Genomic DNA, 13589 nt, shown 5'->3' on the forward strand with positions numbered 1-13589 from the left:
CTTCTCACGCGTACGAGTAGTCGTCCAGCGGGAAGCTGTCCATCTCGTGCAGGGTCGCGAGGGTCGACGACGGGCGCAGGAGCGTCGCCTCGCCGTGCTGGTTGAAGTAGTAGCTGCGTGATGTCGCGCAGTCCCCGGCGTAGAACACCGACGAGTCGAGCGCCTTGGTGGAGCGGTCGAGGTAGCGCGTGTTGGCGTCCTCGGTCACCTCGAAGGTGTGGGCCCCGCGGCGGCGCAGTTCGGTGAAGAGCCGGGCGATGTGCTTCATCTGCCCCTCGATGGTGGTGAAGTAGCTCAGCCCGCTGTACGAGTACGGGCTGTTCAGGCTCAGCAGATTCGGCATCTTGGGCACCGCGACACCCTCGTACGCCTGGAAGCGGCCCTCGCGCCACCACTTCCCCAGATCGCGGCCGTCGCGCCCGATGATCTGGAAGGCCGGGAAGTTGGTGTCCCAGAGGTTGAATCCGGTCGCCAGCACCAGCGTGTCGATCTCGGTTTCGGTGCCGTCCTCGCTGATGATCCCGCCCGGCGTGAACCGCTCGATCGGCGACGTCTGCAGCGTGACGTTCGGCTGGTTGAACACCCGGAAGTAGGTGTTCGAGAACGTGGGCCGCTTGCAGCCGAAGTCGTACGACGGCGTCAGTTCCCTGCGGGTCTTCCTGTCGCGCACCTGCGCGCGCAGGTGCGCCTTCGAGAGCAGCGCCGCGAGCTTGTTGCCCGGCTTGGCCTGCTTGAAGTGCAGGACACCGAAGACCATCAGCGCCTCCAGGAGCGAGGTGTTGACCAGCCGGGCCGCCTTCTGCGTCAGCGGCACCTTCTCGAACAGGGTCTGCACGCCGTCCGGGATCGCGAAGTCGATCTTCGGCACCACCCAGATCGGGGTGCGCTGAAAGACGGTGAGCGCCTTGGCCTTCCGGGCGAGCTCGGGGATCAGCTGCACCGCCGTCGCGCCGGTGCCGATCACCGCGACGCGCTTGCCGGTGGCGTCGTAGCCGTCGTCCCAGGCCGTGGTGTGGAGGATCTCGCCGGTGAAGTCGCCGATCCCGGGGAAGTCCGGGATGTGCGGCTGGCTCAAGAATCCGGTGGCGGTCACCAGATAGCGCGCGGTGCGGCTGCGCCCGTCGTCGGTGTGGACGGTCCAGAACCGGCCGTCGTCGTCCCATTCGGCGCGGACCACCGCGACGCCGAATTCCATGTGCCGTCGCAGGTCGTACTTGTCTGCGATGTGTTCGGCGTACTTCTTCAGTTCGGCGCCGGGCGCGAAGAGCCGCGACCAGTGCGGGTTGGGCTCGAACGAGTACGAGTAGGTGACCGAGGCGATGTCCACCGCGAGCCCCGGGTAGTGGTTGACGTGCCAGGTGCCGCCGAGATCGTCCTCGCGCTCCAGGATCGCCAGGTTCTCCAGGCCCTGCCTGCGCAGTTCCATCCCGGCACCCATGCCGCCGAAGCCCGCACCGACGATCACCGCGTCGTGATCGAGTCGTTTCTCGCCCATCGTCCAGCCTTCCCCGAAATCTACATGTGACTACGACTCACAGTAACTGAGGTCACAGGCCCCGGCCAGGCGGCGTCACCGACGCCATCCCCAGCACGCCCGGATTCAGGGTCCCCCGCGGGTCCAGCGCCGACTTCACCGCGCGCATCGCGGCCAGATCGGTGGGCGAGCGCGACAGATCCAGCCACGGCACCTTCGCCCGGCCGACGCCGTGTTCGGCGCTGATGCTTCCGCCGAGCCCGGCCACGGCCCGCAGCACCCGGTCGGTGAGCTCGTCGGCGCGGGCCGGATCGACGTCGAGCAGATTCACGTGCAGATTGCCGTCGGCGAGGTGGCCGAACGGGATGTGCCGGGCACCGAATTCGGCGGCGAGCGGGTCGACGGCGTCGATCAGATCACCGAGCGCCGGCAGCGGCACCGACACGTCGAGCTTGACGACGGGGGTGGTGCTGGCGCGGGCGATGATCTCGGTGTGCGCCTCCCGGACCGCCCACAGCTGCGCGGCCGAGCCCTCCTCCAGCACGGCGTCGGCCACACCGGCCGCCTCCAGCGCCACGGCGAGGTCGGCCCCGGCGGCCTCGACCGTGACCAGCAGCAGATACGGCGGCGGGTCGGCGAACGGACGACGATGCCCGTGCTCGGCGAGCAGATCCATGCCGCGCCTGATCATCAGCTCGGCGGCGCAGACCACCAGCCCGGCCTCCTCGATCGCGGTCAGCACACGCAGCGCGGCGGCCGGGTGATCGACCGCCGCGATCGCCGACGCGGTCCGCCGCAGCTGCGGGACCAGCCGGAGGAGGACCCCGGTGATCACCGCGAGGGTGCCCTCGCTGCCGGTGAGCAGCCCGGGCAGGTCGTAGCCGGCGTTGTCCTTGCGGAGCGGCCGCCAGCGGCGCAGCACCTCGCCGGACGCGAGGACGGCCTCGATACCGAGGACCTGCGCGCGCATCGAGCCGTACCGGACCACGTGGATCCCGCCGGCGTTGGTGGCGACCATGCCGCCGACGGTGGCACTGTCGCGCGCGGCGAGATCGACCCCGAAGGCCAGACCGGCGGCGCGGACGCGGCGTTCCAGGCGGGCCAGCGGCACCCCCGCGCCCGCGCCGACCGCGCGACCGGGGACGTCGACGTCGTCGATCCAGTCCAGCCGCGCGGTGGACAGGACGATCGCGGACATCCCGACGGGCGGGACGGAGCCGCCGACCAGGCCGGTGTTGCCGCCCTGCGGACAGATCGCGACCCCGGACCCGGCGCAGCGTCGTACCACGCCGGCCACCTCGGCGGTGTCGCCGGGCCGGACCACGGCGAGGGCGTCGCCCGTCCAGCGGCCGGTCCAGTCGGTGAGGTATCCGGCGGTGATCGCCGGATCGGTCAGGACGTGAGCACCGCCGACGATCCCCGCCAGATCGTCGAGCAGTCCCGCCGCGGACATCGCCGGGTCAGTTGCGCTGCTTGGAGTTGACCAGACTCATCAGCCAGATCAGCAGGCACGCACCACCGAGGCAGGTCAGGAAGCTGAAGCCCCAGCCCGCCTCGTCGACGTTGACCCCGAAGAATTTGAGGATGAAACCACCGACCAGACCGCCGATCACGCCGACCACCACGTTCAGCAGCAGACCGAGCGAATCGGTCCGCTTCATCAGCCTGGCCGCGAGCCAGCCGGCGAGACCGCCGATCAGAATCCAGCCGATGACGCTCAGTGGCAGCATGTCGTTCCCCTTCGTGGACAGCCCGTTTCCGAACCTAACGCTACCCTGGCGCCCATGACCATCAGTATCGTCGCGACACAGTACGGAGAACCCGCCGATTCCCTGGCGGCGGTCCAGACGCCGGTCCCCGAGCCCGGGCCCGGCGAGGTGGTGGTGCGGGTGACCGCCGCGGGGGTCAATCCGTTCGACGCCAAGCAGGTCCGCGGCCAGGTCGGCAACGACCCGGCCAAGCTGCCGTTGCGGATCGGCGGGGAGGCGGCCGGAGTGGTGCACGCGGCCGGCACCGGCACCGAGGTCAGCCCGGGTGACCGCGTGGTGGTCTACCCGGCCACCGGCGCGTTCGCCGAGTACGTGACCGCTCCGGCACCGAACGTGCACGCCATCCCGGACGGGCTCGACGACGGCTCCGCCGCGGCGCTGCTGCTCGCCGGCGTCACCGCGGCCGACATCCTCGCGACGCTGGGTGCCACCGGCGACGACGTGCTGCTGGTGCACGGCGGTGCCGGCGCGGTCGGGGCGATCGTGACCGCCCGCGCGGTCGCCGCCGGGGCGACCGTCATCGCCACCGCGTCGGCCGCCAACCACGACTACCTGCGCGGACTCGGCGCGATCCCCGTCGACTACCGGGGCGATCTCGCGGCCGCGGTCGACGCCGCGGCACCCGCACCGGTGACCGCCGTCGCCGACACGGTGGGCTCCGACCAGGCGATCGACGTGTCGCTGGCGCTGGTGCCCGCGGACCGGATCGTCAGCATCGCGGCGTGGGGTCGGACCGGCGACGGGATCGTCGTGGTCGGCGGCAGCACCGAGGAGTCGCGGCGGCGTCGCCGCGAGGCGGTTCCCGGACTGCTGGCCGACGCCGCGGCGGGGCGGATCGTCGTCGAGATCGCCGGGAGTTATCCCCTCGCAGAGACCGCGCGGGCGCTGGGGGCGGTCAGCGGACCGCATCCGCGCGGCAAGTACGTCGTGCGGCCCTGACGTCCGGGGCCTCGGCTGCTGTTTCGTGGTCGCTCAGCAACCACGAAACAGCAGCCGACGCTAGTCGTGCTTGGCGAAGAACCGGGCGACGGTGATCGCGCCGACCACCACCAGCACCACCACCGCGATCCACAGGACCGCCTTGATGAGGGCGCCGGCGATCGAGGCGAGGATCAGGATGCCGAGGATGACGAGGGCGATCTTCAGCGCCGAGGTGCGCTTGTGTTCGGGGGTGTGCGTGCTCATGTCTCTACCGTGCCTCAGCGGGGCCGCCGAGTCACCCGCGGCTGAGGGATCCGGGCCGGAAATCGGTGATCACCCGGAGACGGTGCCCGACGACTTCCCACCCGAACCGGGGAATGCCCCGGATCCCGGCCGCGTTGAACCGGACTATGACCACGGTTCCGCAGATCACCCTGAACAACGGCGTCACCATCCCGCAGCTGGGCCTCGGCGTCTTCCAGATCGCACCGAAGGACACCAAACAGGTGGTCCTGGACGCGCTCGGCGTCGGCTACCGGCACATCGACACCGCGCAGATGTACGGCAACGAACGCGAGGTCGGTGAGGCGATCGCGGAGTCCGGGATCGCCCGCGACGAGATCTTCGTGACCAGCAAGCTCAACAACGACGCGCACGATCCCGAGGCCGCGCGCGCGGCCACCGCCCGCAGCGTCGACGCACTGGGCGGCCCGCTGGACCTGTACCTGATCCACTGGCCGATGCCCGCGGTCGGCGACTTCGTCGACACCTGGCGCGCCATGGAGGAGTTCGCCGAGCAGGGTCTGACCCGCGCGATCGGCGTCTCCAACTTCCAGATCCCGCACCTGCGGCGCCTGCTCGACGAGACCGGGACCGTCCCGGCCGTCAACCAGATCGAGGTCCACCCCTACCTGCAGCAGGACCCGCTGCGTGCCTTCGGCCGCGAGCACGGCATCGCCACCGAGGCGTGGTCCCCGATCGCCCAGGGCGACGTCCTGGACGACCCGGTCCTGCTCGGCATCGCCGCCGACACCGGCCGCAGCGTGGCCCAGGTGGTGCTGCGCTGGCACCTGGAGCGCGGCGACATCGTCTTCCCCAAGTCGTCTCACCCGGAGCGCCTGCGCGAGAACTTCGACCTCTTCGACTTCTCCCTGAACGACGACCAGCTCGCCGCGATCGCCGCCCTCAACGCGGACCGCCGCCGCGGCCCGAACCCGGACGAGTTCAACTGGATCCCCGGCTGAACCGCACCGGCCGACGGGTTCAGTGCCCGTCGGCCCGGCAAGCACGGATGGTCGTGACCAGTGATTCCAGGGAGTCGACAGTCGCATCGTCGATCGTGACGCGGTAGATCCGGGCGGTTCCATCACGCTGCGCGGCCACCACGCCGGTGTCCCGGAGTATTCCGAGGTGCCGGGACACCGTCGATTGCGGCGCATCGACCGCCGCCATCAGCGCGGCGACACTCATCCCGCCGTCCGCGGCGAGCAGGCAGCGCACGAGCGCGAGACGCAGCGGCTCGCCCAGCGCCCGGAACAGCGGATGCAGGTCTTCGATGAGCCCGTCGACCCGTTCGGCGTGACTCATCGGCCGAGCTTGTCGGCAAGCGCGCCGCGCAGGTCATCGAGTGCGGGATGGTCGGCGGCGTCGCGGTCGGCCCAGGCGTCGAGCATGGCGAGACTCTGGCCCGCGTGATGCCCGAAATGTGACCGCGCGTACGCGGGCGCGTCGAACGGCGCCATCAACCCGAAGAGCCGCAACCCGCACCAGGCCACCGCCCGCGGCACCGGCCGATGCGGCTCGCCGTCGATCGACCGCACCGCCTCCGCTGCCGCGGCGCCGGGTCGGGCGAGATTCTGCAACAGCCGTCCCCAATCCCCGTCCTGTGCCGCCAGCTCGGCCATGTACGGCATCGTCCACGCGGTGCGGGCCAGCCCGGATTCGATCGGAACCACCTTCGCGGCGCGGCCGAAGGCCGCTGCCGCCCGCGCCACCGCATCGTCCGGCCCGGAGAGCTCGAACAGGGCGCGCCCCGGTGCCCAGGCGTCGGTGACCGGGCCGCGGCTCCACGCGAAGAACGACGGCGCCGCCAGGACCGCCTCGGCTGCGGGAAGCCGCCGGCCGAGGAGTTCCAGGTCGCCCGGAACCTTGCTCATCGTGGCGACGACGCCGGCGTGCTCAGCCGCGAAATCGAGCACTTCCGCGTCGACCTCCGCCGGAGGCACAGATAACACAACGACATCCCACTCCCGGGATGCCGCGTCCTCGTAGGTCAGCACCTCCACCGTCCGCGACGACCGTCGGCGACCCCGGCCGCTCCGGCACGTCCGCGCACCTTCCGCGTTCCGCGAGGCGACGGCGATCTGCGCGCTCTCACCCGCCAGACCGGCCGCAGCCACCCCCACGGCGCCGGCGCCCGCGATGAGAATCCCAGCCATCCGTAACTCCATCCTAATATCCGGATATACAGATATAGCACGACTACGCCCGGCCTCCGAACCGGCGGCACAGCTCTTCCGAGGCTCGACACTACGATCTCCCCATGGAGTTCTCCCGGCGCGCCCACGCCGTCAGCCCGTTCCACGCGATGGAGTACGGACGGCGGGCCGCCGAACTGGAAGCCCGCGGCACCCACGTGGTGAAGCTCAACCTCGGGGAACCGGATTTCGGGGCGCCCCCGGCGTTTCTCGAGGAGATCCGGCGGATCAGCGACGGCCGCCCGATGCCGTACACCGGCGCCCTGGGCACCCCCGAGCTGCGGGCCGCGATCGCCGGGTTCAGCCGCGAGCGGTTCGGGGCGCCGATCGACCCGGCGCGCGTCGTGGTCACCACCGGCGCATCGGCGGCGCTCCTGCTGGCGTGCGCGGCACTGATCGATCCGGGCGACGAGGTCCTGGTCGCCGACCCGTCGTATCCATGTAACCGGCGCTTCGCCGAGAGCTTCGGCGCGCGGGTGCGGCTGCTGCCCACCGGACCGGAATCGCGATTCCAGCTCGACGCCGCCGCCGTCGCGGACGCCTGGAGTGAGCGCACCCGCGGGGTGATGGTCGCCTCGCCGTCGAACCCGACCGGCACCAGCCTTCCCTACCAGGACCTTCTCGACCTGATTCACGCGACGCACGACCGCGGCGGGTGGCGCATCGTCGACGAGATCTACCTCGGTCTGGCCGACGGCGAGCGCCGGAGCGTCGCCGCCGACGATCCAGGCGCCGTGGTGGTCAACAGCTTCTCCAAGTACTTCGGCATGACCGGCTGGCGCCTGGGCTGGATGGTGGTGCCCGACGAGATGATCCCGGTGGCCGAACGGCTCGCGCAGAACCTCTACATCTGTCCGCCGACGCCCACGCAGGTCGCGGCGCTGACCTGCTTCACGCCGGAGACTCTTGCCGTCGCCGAGGAGCGTCGCGCCGTCCTGCGCCAGCGCAGGCAACTCCTTCTCGACGGCCTGGCCGGCCTTCCGAACGTCACCGTCCCCGTCGAGCCCGACGGCGCGTTCTACGTCTATCTCGACGTATCGGGTACGGGCCTGTCGGCCACAGACTTCTGCGACCGCGTCCTCGACGAGGCGCACGTCGCACTGACCCCCGGCAAGGACTTCGGAATCACCGGCGCAGATCGCTACGTCCGCCTGTCGTACGCGACCGGCGACGACGACCTGCACGCCGGACTCGACCGGCTCGCCGGCTTCCTGGCGGCCGGCTGACATCGGCTACCCCGCACCGAGCGCTTCGCGAAGTCGCTCGATCAACGGCACCTGGGCGGGGTTCAGCTTGACCGCGGCCTCATCGACGCCGAACCAGCCCGCCCTATCGACCTCGGGGAAGACCTGGGTCCGGCCCGACCGCGGCGGCCAGGCGAGCTCGAAGGTGTTGCTGCGCAGCGTATCCGGGTCGAAGTCGCCCTCGAGCGCGAACGCGGTCACGTACTTCCCGCCGCGCAGGCGCACCTGCCCCAGGTCGGTGGCGATACCGTCCGGCACCGCGTGCCCGGTCTCTTCGGCGAACTCGCGGCGGGCCGCGGCCAGGAGATCCTCCCCCTCCTCGACCAGTCCTTTCGGGATCGACCACGCACCGTCGTCCTTCTTTGCGAAGAACGGCCCGCCCGGATGGACCAGAAGGACCCGCAGATCGTCGCCGCGACCGCGGTAGAGCAGGATTCCGGCGCTGTGTTCGGCCATGGACTCACGGTAGCGCCGTGAGCGCACAGAAGATCGGCCGCTGGGACGCCGCCGAGGGCATATCGCCGCCGGCGGCGCTGAGACGGCCGGTGTTCTGCGGGCGCGGGCCCGCCGCTCCGTCACCGCCGACATGACAGACTGAGACTCATGACTGATTGGGCCGCCCCGACCGCCGCACGACCCGTCGATGCCACCGTCGAACTGCCCGGTTCCAAGTCGATCACCAATCGCGCGCTGATCCTCGCCGCGCTGGCCGACGCCCCGTCGCACCTGACCGGGACGCTCCGCAGCCGCGACACCGATCTGATGCTCGCGGGCCTCGAGGCGATGGGCATCGGCGTGACCGCCGCGCCCGGCGACCTCACCGACCTCACGATCACGCCGCACCCGCTGCACGGCGCCGACGTGCACTGCGGCCTGGCCGGCACCGTCATGCGGTTCCTGCCCGCCGCCGCCGCCCTGGCCGCCGGGCCGGTGCGGTTCGACGCCGACGAACAGGCCCGCTCCCGGCCGCTGACCACGGTGCTCGACGCCCTGCGCAAGCTCGGAGTCGCGATCGACGGCGACGGCCTGCCGTTCACCGTGCGCGGCACCGGCGCCGTGGCCGGGGGGGCGGTGACCATCGATGCGTCGGCGTCGTCGCAGTTCGTGTCCGGTCTGCTGCTGTCGGCGGCGCGTTTCGACACCGGCGCCGAGATCGCGCATCTGGGCGCGCCTGTGCCGTCCATGCCGCACATCGAGATGACCGTCGACATGCTGGCCACCGCCGGTGTGCGCGTGCGGACCGGCACCGATCCGTCCGGCGCGGTGACGCGCTGGGAGGTGAGCCCGGGCCCGATCCGCGCGGTCGACTGGGTGATCGAGCCCGACCTCTCGAACGCCGCCGCGTTCCTGGCCGCCGCCGCGATCACCGGGGGCACCGTTCGCGTCCCGCGCTGGCCCGAGACCACCACCCAGCCCGGCGCCGAGATCGTCTCGATCCTCATCGACATGGGCTGTGACACCGCCGCGTCCGACGACGGCACGCTCACCGTGACCGGCCCGCCGCGGCTGCACGCGATCGACGCCGACCTGCGCGACGTCGGCGAACTCACCCCGACCATCGCGGCCCTCTGCGCGGTGGCGGCGGGCACGTCCACGCTGTGGGGGATCGAGCATCTGCGCGGCCACGAGACCGACCGGCTCGCGGCGCTGACCGCCGAGATCAACCGGCTGGGCGGGACCTGCCGGGAGACCGACGACGGCCTGGTGATCACCGGTCACGAACCCGGCGAGCTGCGCGGCGGGCAGTGGCGGACCTACGCCGATCACCGGATGGCGACCGCCGGCGCGGCGCTCGGCCTGGTGGTCGACGGGGTGACGGTGGAGAACGTGGAGACCACCTCGAAGACCATGCCGCGCTTCCCCGAGATGTGGACCGAGATGCTGGACGCGAACTGACGTGGGCCGCTCCGCCCGTTCCTACGACGAGTCCGACGTCCGGATCCGTCCCGGCAAGGGCACCCGTCCGCGCACCAAGAAGCGGCCGGCGCACGACGACGCCGAGACCGCGATGGTGGTCTCCGTCGACCGCGGCCGCTGGGGCTGCGTGCTGGGCGGCGACCCGGACCGCCGGGTGGTCGCGATGCGGGCACGCGAACTCGGCCGCACCCCGATCGTCGTCGGCGACCGGGTGGGCCTGGTCGGCGACCTGTCCGGCCGGCCGGACACCCTGGCCCGGATCGTCCGGGTGGACGACCGCACCACCGTGTTGCGCCGCACCGCCGACGACGCGGACCCGTACGAGCGGATCGTCGTCGCCAACGCCGACCAGCTGCTGATCGTGACCGCGCTGGCCGACCCACCGCCGCGCACCGGCTTCGTGGAGCGGGCACTCGCGGCCGCCTACGCCGGTGGTCTGGTCCCGATCCTGTGTCTCACCAAGTCCGACCTCGCCGACCCGGCCGCGTTCGCCGCGCACTTCGCCGACCTGCACCTCCCGGTCATCGTCGCCGGGCGCGACGACCCTCTCGACACCCTGCGCGACGCGCTCGACGGCCACCTCACCGCGCTTATCGGGCATTCCGGTGTCGGTAAGTCGACGCTGGTCAACCGCCTGGTGCCGGACGCCGACCGCGCCGTCGGCCGGGTCTCCGGCGTCGGGAAGGGACGGCACACGTCCACACAGTCGGTGGCCCTGCCGCTTCCCTTCGACGGAGCTCAGGGGGCGGACGCCGGAGCTCAGGAGGCGGACGTCGGCGCCCACGGAGCGGAAGCCGAGCGGACCTGGGTGGTCGACACCCCGGGTATCCGGTCGTTCGGGCTGGCCCACGTGACCCCGGACGAGATCATCGATGCCTTCGCCGACCTGCGCGATGCGATCGAGAACTGCCCGCGCGGCTGCACGCACCTCGGCCCGCCCGCCGACCCCGAATGCGCCCTCGACGATCTGCCCGGCGACTCCCACCGCCGCGCGATGGCCGTCCGGGAACTGCTGGTCGCCGTCCGCGACGACACCCCCGCCGACGCCCCGCCGGAGAACGCCGAACCCGATCCGGGTCCGTGACTCAGGAAGCTCACGGCAGAACTGCGGCAATGCCGCTAAAATAGCGGCATGACGACGATCACCATCCGCAACGTCCCGGACGAGGTCCGGAACGAACTCGCCGCACGTGCCGCGCGGGGCGGCCAGTCGCTGCAGGAATACATGTTGAAGCAGGTCTCCGACCTCGCGGCTCGCCCGTCGATGGCCGACCTCATCGCAGAGGTCCGGGCGGCACAGCGGGTCCATCCCACCTCAATCACCACCGAGGAGATTCTCGCCGATCGTGACGCAGATCGCCGCTAAGGTCGCGTCCTAGGCCATGTCTCCTAAGTCTCTTTCCGGTCCTCGGCGACCCGCGCAGCGCCCGGCGGCATTGTCGTCAGTCGGCATAGCGCCGCTATGCCTCCCTCCTCCGCCTTGCCAGCCGCCCAGCGGATCCACCGATGCCTTCGGAGAAGATTTAGGAGACACGGCCTAGTGAGTTTCCAGGTAGTCGACTCCTCCGTCATCACCGCTGCGCTCATCGACAATGGGCCGGAAGGCGAATGGTCGAGACGACTTCTCCCCGAGTGGGCCTGCGCAGCGCCGAGCCTGCTTCCCTACGAGGTCGGCAACATCATCCGCCGGAGCACCATCCGCGGCGTTCTCGACGCGGCCGCCGGCGCCAACGCACTCGACCGTCTGACCCGCATGCCCTTCGCCTTCATGCCGTTCGACGTGATCGCCCGACGTGCCTGGGCGCTGCGCTCGAACATCACCACGTACGACGCCGCGTATGTCGCGACCGCGGAACTGATTGGATGCCGTTTCCTGACCCTGGACCGGAAACTCGCGAAAGCGCATGGCCCGACGTGCGAGATCATCACCCCAGAACACTGATCGTCTACCCGCGGGCCACACTGATTCCGCTAGCCGGTGGGCAGGCCCGTCGGCATCAGCTTGGACTGCATGTCCGGGCAGAAGGCACCCACGGCGGCGCCGGCGAGCGCCGCCTTCTGCGCGGTGTCGGCGCCGGCGGAGCCGTCGTACGAGATCACCTGCTTGCCGTCCTTGAGGTCCTTGCAGACCTGCTTGCCCTCGGAGATCCGGGCATCGCGGTCGCTGACGTCCACCCCGGCGGCCTTGAGGGCGGTGATGTACGCGTTGTCGTGCGTGGAGTCCGAGTGCACGCCGTCGCTGTCGTTGCCGCAGGCGCCGAGCGTGAGCACGGCGGCGGCCGCCGCGGGCAGCAGCAGAAGGCGGTAGGCGGTCGAACGCATGGGAACTCCTCGTCATCGGGCACACGGGTGTACCCCGCGCGCGATCCTGCGCTGAGGGTAGCCGTCCGGCCCCGGCCGCGCGAGCAGAAGCGACAACCAGCCCCGAACACGACGTATCGCACCTCACGCGACATGCGGGGCCGGCGCCTGCGGAACGCGTGTCGCGCGGGTGTCGCGACGGGCGACGGCGCTCGCTACAGCTTACGGGCGCGGAGCGCGCGCGACGCCCGGGACGTCTTCATCCGGGTCAGCGCGGTGCGCAGACCCGGGGCGCGGGTCGGCATCGCGTCGAAGCGACGCTCGGAGGTGGTCTCGGGGGCGTCGTCGACGGTGTCGAGGAGCCAGCTGTCGGGCAGGGCGAGCTTGTTGATGGTGCGCAGCGTGCGCAGGTATTGCAGCGTGAAGCTGTCGGTGTTGTACGGGAGGTCGTACTTGTCGCAGATCTCCCGGACGGTCACCGCGACCTCGGCGAGCCGGTTGCTCGGCAGATCCGGGTAGAGGTGATGCTCGATCTGGTAGCAGAGGTTGCCGCTCAGGAAGGCCAGCGCGGGCCCGGCGTCGAAGTTGGCGGTGCCGAGCATCTGACGCAGGTACCACTGGCCGCGCGTTTCGCTCTCCAGGGTGTCGACGGTGAACTTCTCGGCGCCGTCGGGGAAGTGGCCGCAGAAGATCACCACATAGGCCCACAGATTGCGGATCAGGTTGGCCGTCGCGTTCGCGGTGAGCGTGTGCCGGTAGTTCGGGCCGCTCAGCACCGGGAACAAGACGTAGTCCTTGGCCACCTGCTTGGCGATCTTGGCCGCGAACAGTTTGACCTTGGGTTTGGCCTCCGCCCACGTCTGCTCGCCCTTGGCGATCCCGGACAGGTTCAGGTCGTGCAGGCCGATCCCCCACTCGAAGGTGGCGGCCAGCATCACGTTGAAGAAGGGCTGGAGCAGCCGCTTGGGCTCCCACGGTTCGTCGCGGGTGACCCGTAGGATCTTGTAGCCCACGTCGTCGTCCATGCCGACGATGTTGGTGTACTTGTGGTGGATGTAGTTGTGCGAGTGCTTCCAGTGCGGCGACGCGCACACCATGTCCCACTCCCACGACGTGGAATGGATCTCGGGGTCGTTCATCCAGTCCCACTGCCCGTGCATCACGTTGTGCCCGAGTTCCATGTTCTCGATGATCTTCGACAGCGCGAGCGCCGCCGTCCCGGCCAGCCACAGCGAGCGGCGCCGGCTGCCGAACAGCGCCAGCCGCCCGGCGGCCTCCAGAGCGCGCTGGGCGAGGATGGTCCGTCGCAGGTAACGGACATCGCGCTCACCGAGCTCCGCCTCAACCCGGCGGCGCAGTGCGTCGAGTTCCGCGCCGAGTGCCTCGACGTCCGTGTCACTCAGGTGCGCGTACTCGTTGATGTCCGATATCGCCATTGCTCTCCATTATGCAACCGGGAGCGAGACGATGCTCGCGCAGCGTCTCG

The 13589-nt window shown here is 70.6% G+C and carries 16 protein-coding genes; 7 read left to right on the forward strand and 9 right to left on the reverse strand.

The features are described from left to right. Positions 1-4: 4 nt before the first annotated feature. The 3 genes from MYK68_RS16595 to MYK68_RS16605 are packed head-to-tail and all read right to left on the reverse strand — an operon-like array spanning position 5 to position 3204. Positions 5-1495, reverse strand: coding sequence for a flavin-containing monooxygenase (locus MYK68_RS16595; protein WP_247864858.1), 1491 nt, complete (start codon positions 1493-1495; stop codon positions 5-7). A gap of 52 nt (positions 1496-1547) precedes the next feature. Beyond that, positions 1548-2927 (reverse strand): FAD-binding oxidoreductase, encoded by a 1380-nt coding sequence (locus tag MYK68_RS16600; RefSeq protein ID WP_247864859.1) that lies wholly within the window; start codon positions 2925-2927, stop codon positions 1548-1550. A gap of 7 nt (positions 2928-2934) precedes the next feature. Next, on the reverse strand, positions 2935-3204 hold the full coding sequence (locus MYK68_RS16605) for a GlsB/YeaQ/YmgE family stress response membrane protein (RefSeq protein WP_247864860.1): 270 nt from the start codon (positions 3202-3204) through the stop codon (positions 2935-2937). Between the two features lie 54 nt (positions 3205-3258). Between MYK68_RS16605 and MYK68_RS16610 the strand changes: the two genes are divergently transcribed. Further along, positions 3259-4182 (forward strand): quinone oxidoreductase family protein, encoded by a 924-nt coding sequence (locus MYK68_RS16610; protein ID WP_247864861.1) that lies wholly within the window; start codon positions 3259-3261, stop codon positions 4180-4182. 60 nt (positions 4183-4242) lie between these two features. Here MYK68_RS16610 and MYK68_RS16615 read toward each other — a convergent pair whose 3' ends face one another. Next, positions 4243-4428, reverse strand: a complete 186-nt coding sequence (locus tag MYK68_RS16615; RefSeq protein WP_247864862.1) for a hypothetical protein — start codon at positions 4426-4428, stop codon at positions 4243-4245. 146 nt (positions 4429-4574) lie between these two features. Between MYK68_RS16615 and MYK68_RS16620 the strand changes: the two genes are divergently transcribed. Then, entirely contained in the window at positions 4575-5408 is an 834-nt protein-coding gene (locus MYK68_RS16620) for an aldo/keto reductase (protein ID WP_247864863.1), read from the forward strand. 19 nt (positions 5409-5427) lie between these two features. Here the strand turns inward: MYK68_RS16620 and MYK68_RS16625 are convergent, their stop codons facing one another. After that, the gene (locus MYK68_RS16625; RefSeq protein ID WP_247864864.1) at positions 5428-5751 is read right to left on the reverse strand and encodes an ArsR/SmtB family transcription factor; all 324 of its coding nucleotides are present in this window, start codon (positions 5749-5751) and stop codon (positions 5428-5430) included. Further along, positions 5748-6602 (reverse strand): NAD(P)-binding domain-containing protein, encoded by an 855-nt coding sequence (locus MYK68_RS16630; RefSeq protein WP_247864865.1) that lies wholly within the window; start codon positions 6600-6602, stop codon positions 5748-5750. The genes MYK68_RS16625 and MYK68_RS16630 overlap by 4 nt, the downstream gene beginning before the upstream one ends. A gap of 104 nt (positions 6603-6706) precedes the next feature. Between MYK68_RS16630 and MYK68_RS16635 the strand changes: the two genes are divergently transcribed. After that, entirely contained in the window at positions 6707-7867 is a 1161-nt protein-coding gene (locus MYK68_RS16635) for an aminotransferase class I/II-fold pyridoxal phosphate-dependent enzyme (protein ID WP_247864866.1), read from the forward strand. Positions 7868-7873: 6 nt separating this feature from the next. On the opposite strand, the gene MYK68_RS16640 is transcribed toward MYK68_RS16635, so the two are convergent. Next, positions 7874-8341 (reverse strand): NUDIX hydrolase, encoded by a 468-nt coding sequence (locus tag MYK68_RS16640; protein WP_247864867.1) that lies wholly within the window; start codon positions 8339-8341, stop codon positions 7874-7876. Positions 8342-8488: 147 nt separating this feature from the next. On the opposite strand from MYK68_RS16640, the gene aroA reads away from it, so the two are divergent. From aroA to MYK68_RS16660, 4 genes are all read left to right on the forward strand, one after another. Next, positions 8489-9781 carry a 3-phosphoshikimate 1-carboxyvinyltransferase gene (aroA, locus tag MYK68_RS16645; protein WP_247864868.1) on the forward strand — a complete coding sequence of 431 codons (1293 nt, stop codon included), beginning with the start codon at positions 8489-8491 and terminating at the stop codon, positions 9779-9781. Position 9782: 1 nt separating this feature from the next. Continuing rightward, positions 9783-10886 (forward strand): ribosome small subunit-dependent GTPase A, encoded by a 1104-nt coding sequence (gene rsgA / locus MYK68_RS16650; protein WP_247864869.1) that lies wholly within the window; start codon positions 9783-9785, stop codon positions 10884-10886. 48 nt (positions 10887-10934) lie between these two features. Further along, positions 10935-11168, forward strand: a complete 234-nt coding sequence (locus MYK68_RS16655; RefSeq protein WP_247864870.1) for a FitA-like ribbon-helix-helix domain-containing protein — start codon at positions 10935-10937, stop codon at positions 11166-11168. A 174-nt stretch (positions 11169-11342) separates the two neighbouring features. Continuing rightward, on the forward strand, positions 11343-11744 hold the full coding sequence (locus MYK68_RS16660) for a type II toxin-antitoxin system VapC family toxin (RefSeq protein ID WP_247864871.1): 402 nt from the start codon (positions 11343-11345) through the stop codon (positions 11742-11744). Between the two features lie 29 nt (positions 11745-11773). Here MYK68_RS16660 and MYK68_RS16665 read toward each other — a convergent pair whose 3' ends face one another. Together MYK68_RS16665 and MYK68_RS16670 are read right to left on the reverse strand one after the other, a co-directional pair. Further along, on the reverse strand, positions 11774-12124 hold the full coding sequence (locus tag MYK68_RS16665; protein ID WP_247864872.1) for a DUF732 domain-containing protein: 351 nt from the start codon (positions 12122-12124) through the stop codon (positions 11774-11776). A 194-nt stretch (positions 12125-12318) separates the two neighbouring features. Further along, positions 12319-13539: a fatty acid desaturase family protein gene (locus MYK68_RS16670; RefSeq protein WP_247864873.1), complete on the reverse strand. Its 1221-nt coding sequence runs from the start codon at positions 13537-13539 to the stop codon at positions 12319-12321. Positions 13540-13589 lie beyond the last annotated feature (50 nt).

It is taken from the genome of Gordonia sp. PP30 (assembly GCF_023100845.1).
Lineage (GTDB): Bacteria > Actinomycetota > Actinomycetes > Mycobacteriales > Mycobacteriaceae > Gordonia.

Bases quoted from the DNA above. Each gene is read 5' to 3' on its own strand.
- MYK68_RS16640 (WP_247864867.1), bottom strand. From the start codon at position 8,341: ATGGCCGAACACAGCGCCGGAATCCTGCTCTACCGCGGTCGCGGCGAC.
- MYK68_RS16620 (WP_247864863.1), top strand. From the start codon at position 4,575: ATGACCACGGTTCCGCAGATCACCCTGAACAACGGCGTCACCATCCCG.
- MYK68_RS16605 (WP_247864860.1), bottom strand. From the start codon at position 3,204: ATGCTGCCACTGAGCGTCATCGGCTGGATTCTGATCGGCGGTCTCGCC.
- aroA (WP_247864868.1), top strand. From the start codon at position 8,489: ATGACTGATTGGGCCGCCCCGACCGCCGCACGACCCGTCGATGCCACC.
- MYK68_RS16615 (WP_247864862.1), bottom strand. From the start codon at position 4,428: ATGAGCACGCACACCCCCGAACACAAGCGCACCTCGGCGCTGAAGATC.
- MYK68_RS16630 (WP_247864865.1), bottom strand. From the start codon at position 6,602: ATGGCTGGGATTCTCATCGCGGGCGCCGGCGCCGTGGGGGTGGCTGCG.
- MYK68_RS16670 (WP_247864873.1), bottom strand. From the start codon at position 13,539: ATGGCGATATCGGACATCAACGAGTACGCGCACCTGAGTGACACGGAC.
- MYK68_RS16595 (WP_247864858.1), bottom strand. From the start codon at position 1,495: ATGGGCGAGAAACGACTCGATCACGACGCGGTGATCGTCGGTGCGGGC.
- MYK68_RS16625 (WP_247864864.1), bottom strand. From the start codon at position 5,751: ATGAGTCACGCCGAACGGGTCGACGGGCTCATCGAAGACCTGCATCCG.
- MYK68_RS16655 (WP_247864870.1), top strand. From the start codon at position 10,935: ATGACGACGATCACCATCCGCAACGTCCCGGACGAGGTCCGGAACGAA.
- MYK68_RS16635 (WP_247864866.1), top strand. From the start codon at position 6,707: ATGGAGTTCTCCCGGCGCGCCCACGCCGTCAGCCCGTTCCACGCGATG.
- MYK68_RS16600 (WP_247864859.1), bottom strand. From the start codon at position 2,927: ATGTCCGCGGCGGGACTGCTCGACGATCTGGCGGGGATCGTCGGCGGT.
- MYK68_RS16665 (WP_247864872.1), bottom strand. From the start codon at position 12,124: ATGCGTTCGACCGCCTACCGCCTTCTGCTGCTGCCCGCGGCGGCCGCC.
- MYK68_RS16610 (WP_247864861.1), top strand. From the start codon at position 3,259: ATGACCATCAGTATCGTCGCGACACAGTACGGAGAACCCGCCGATTCC.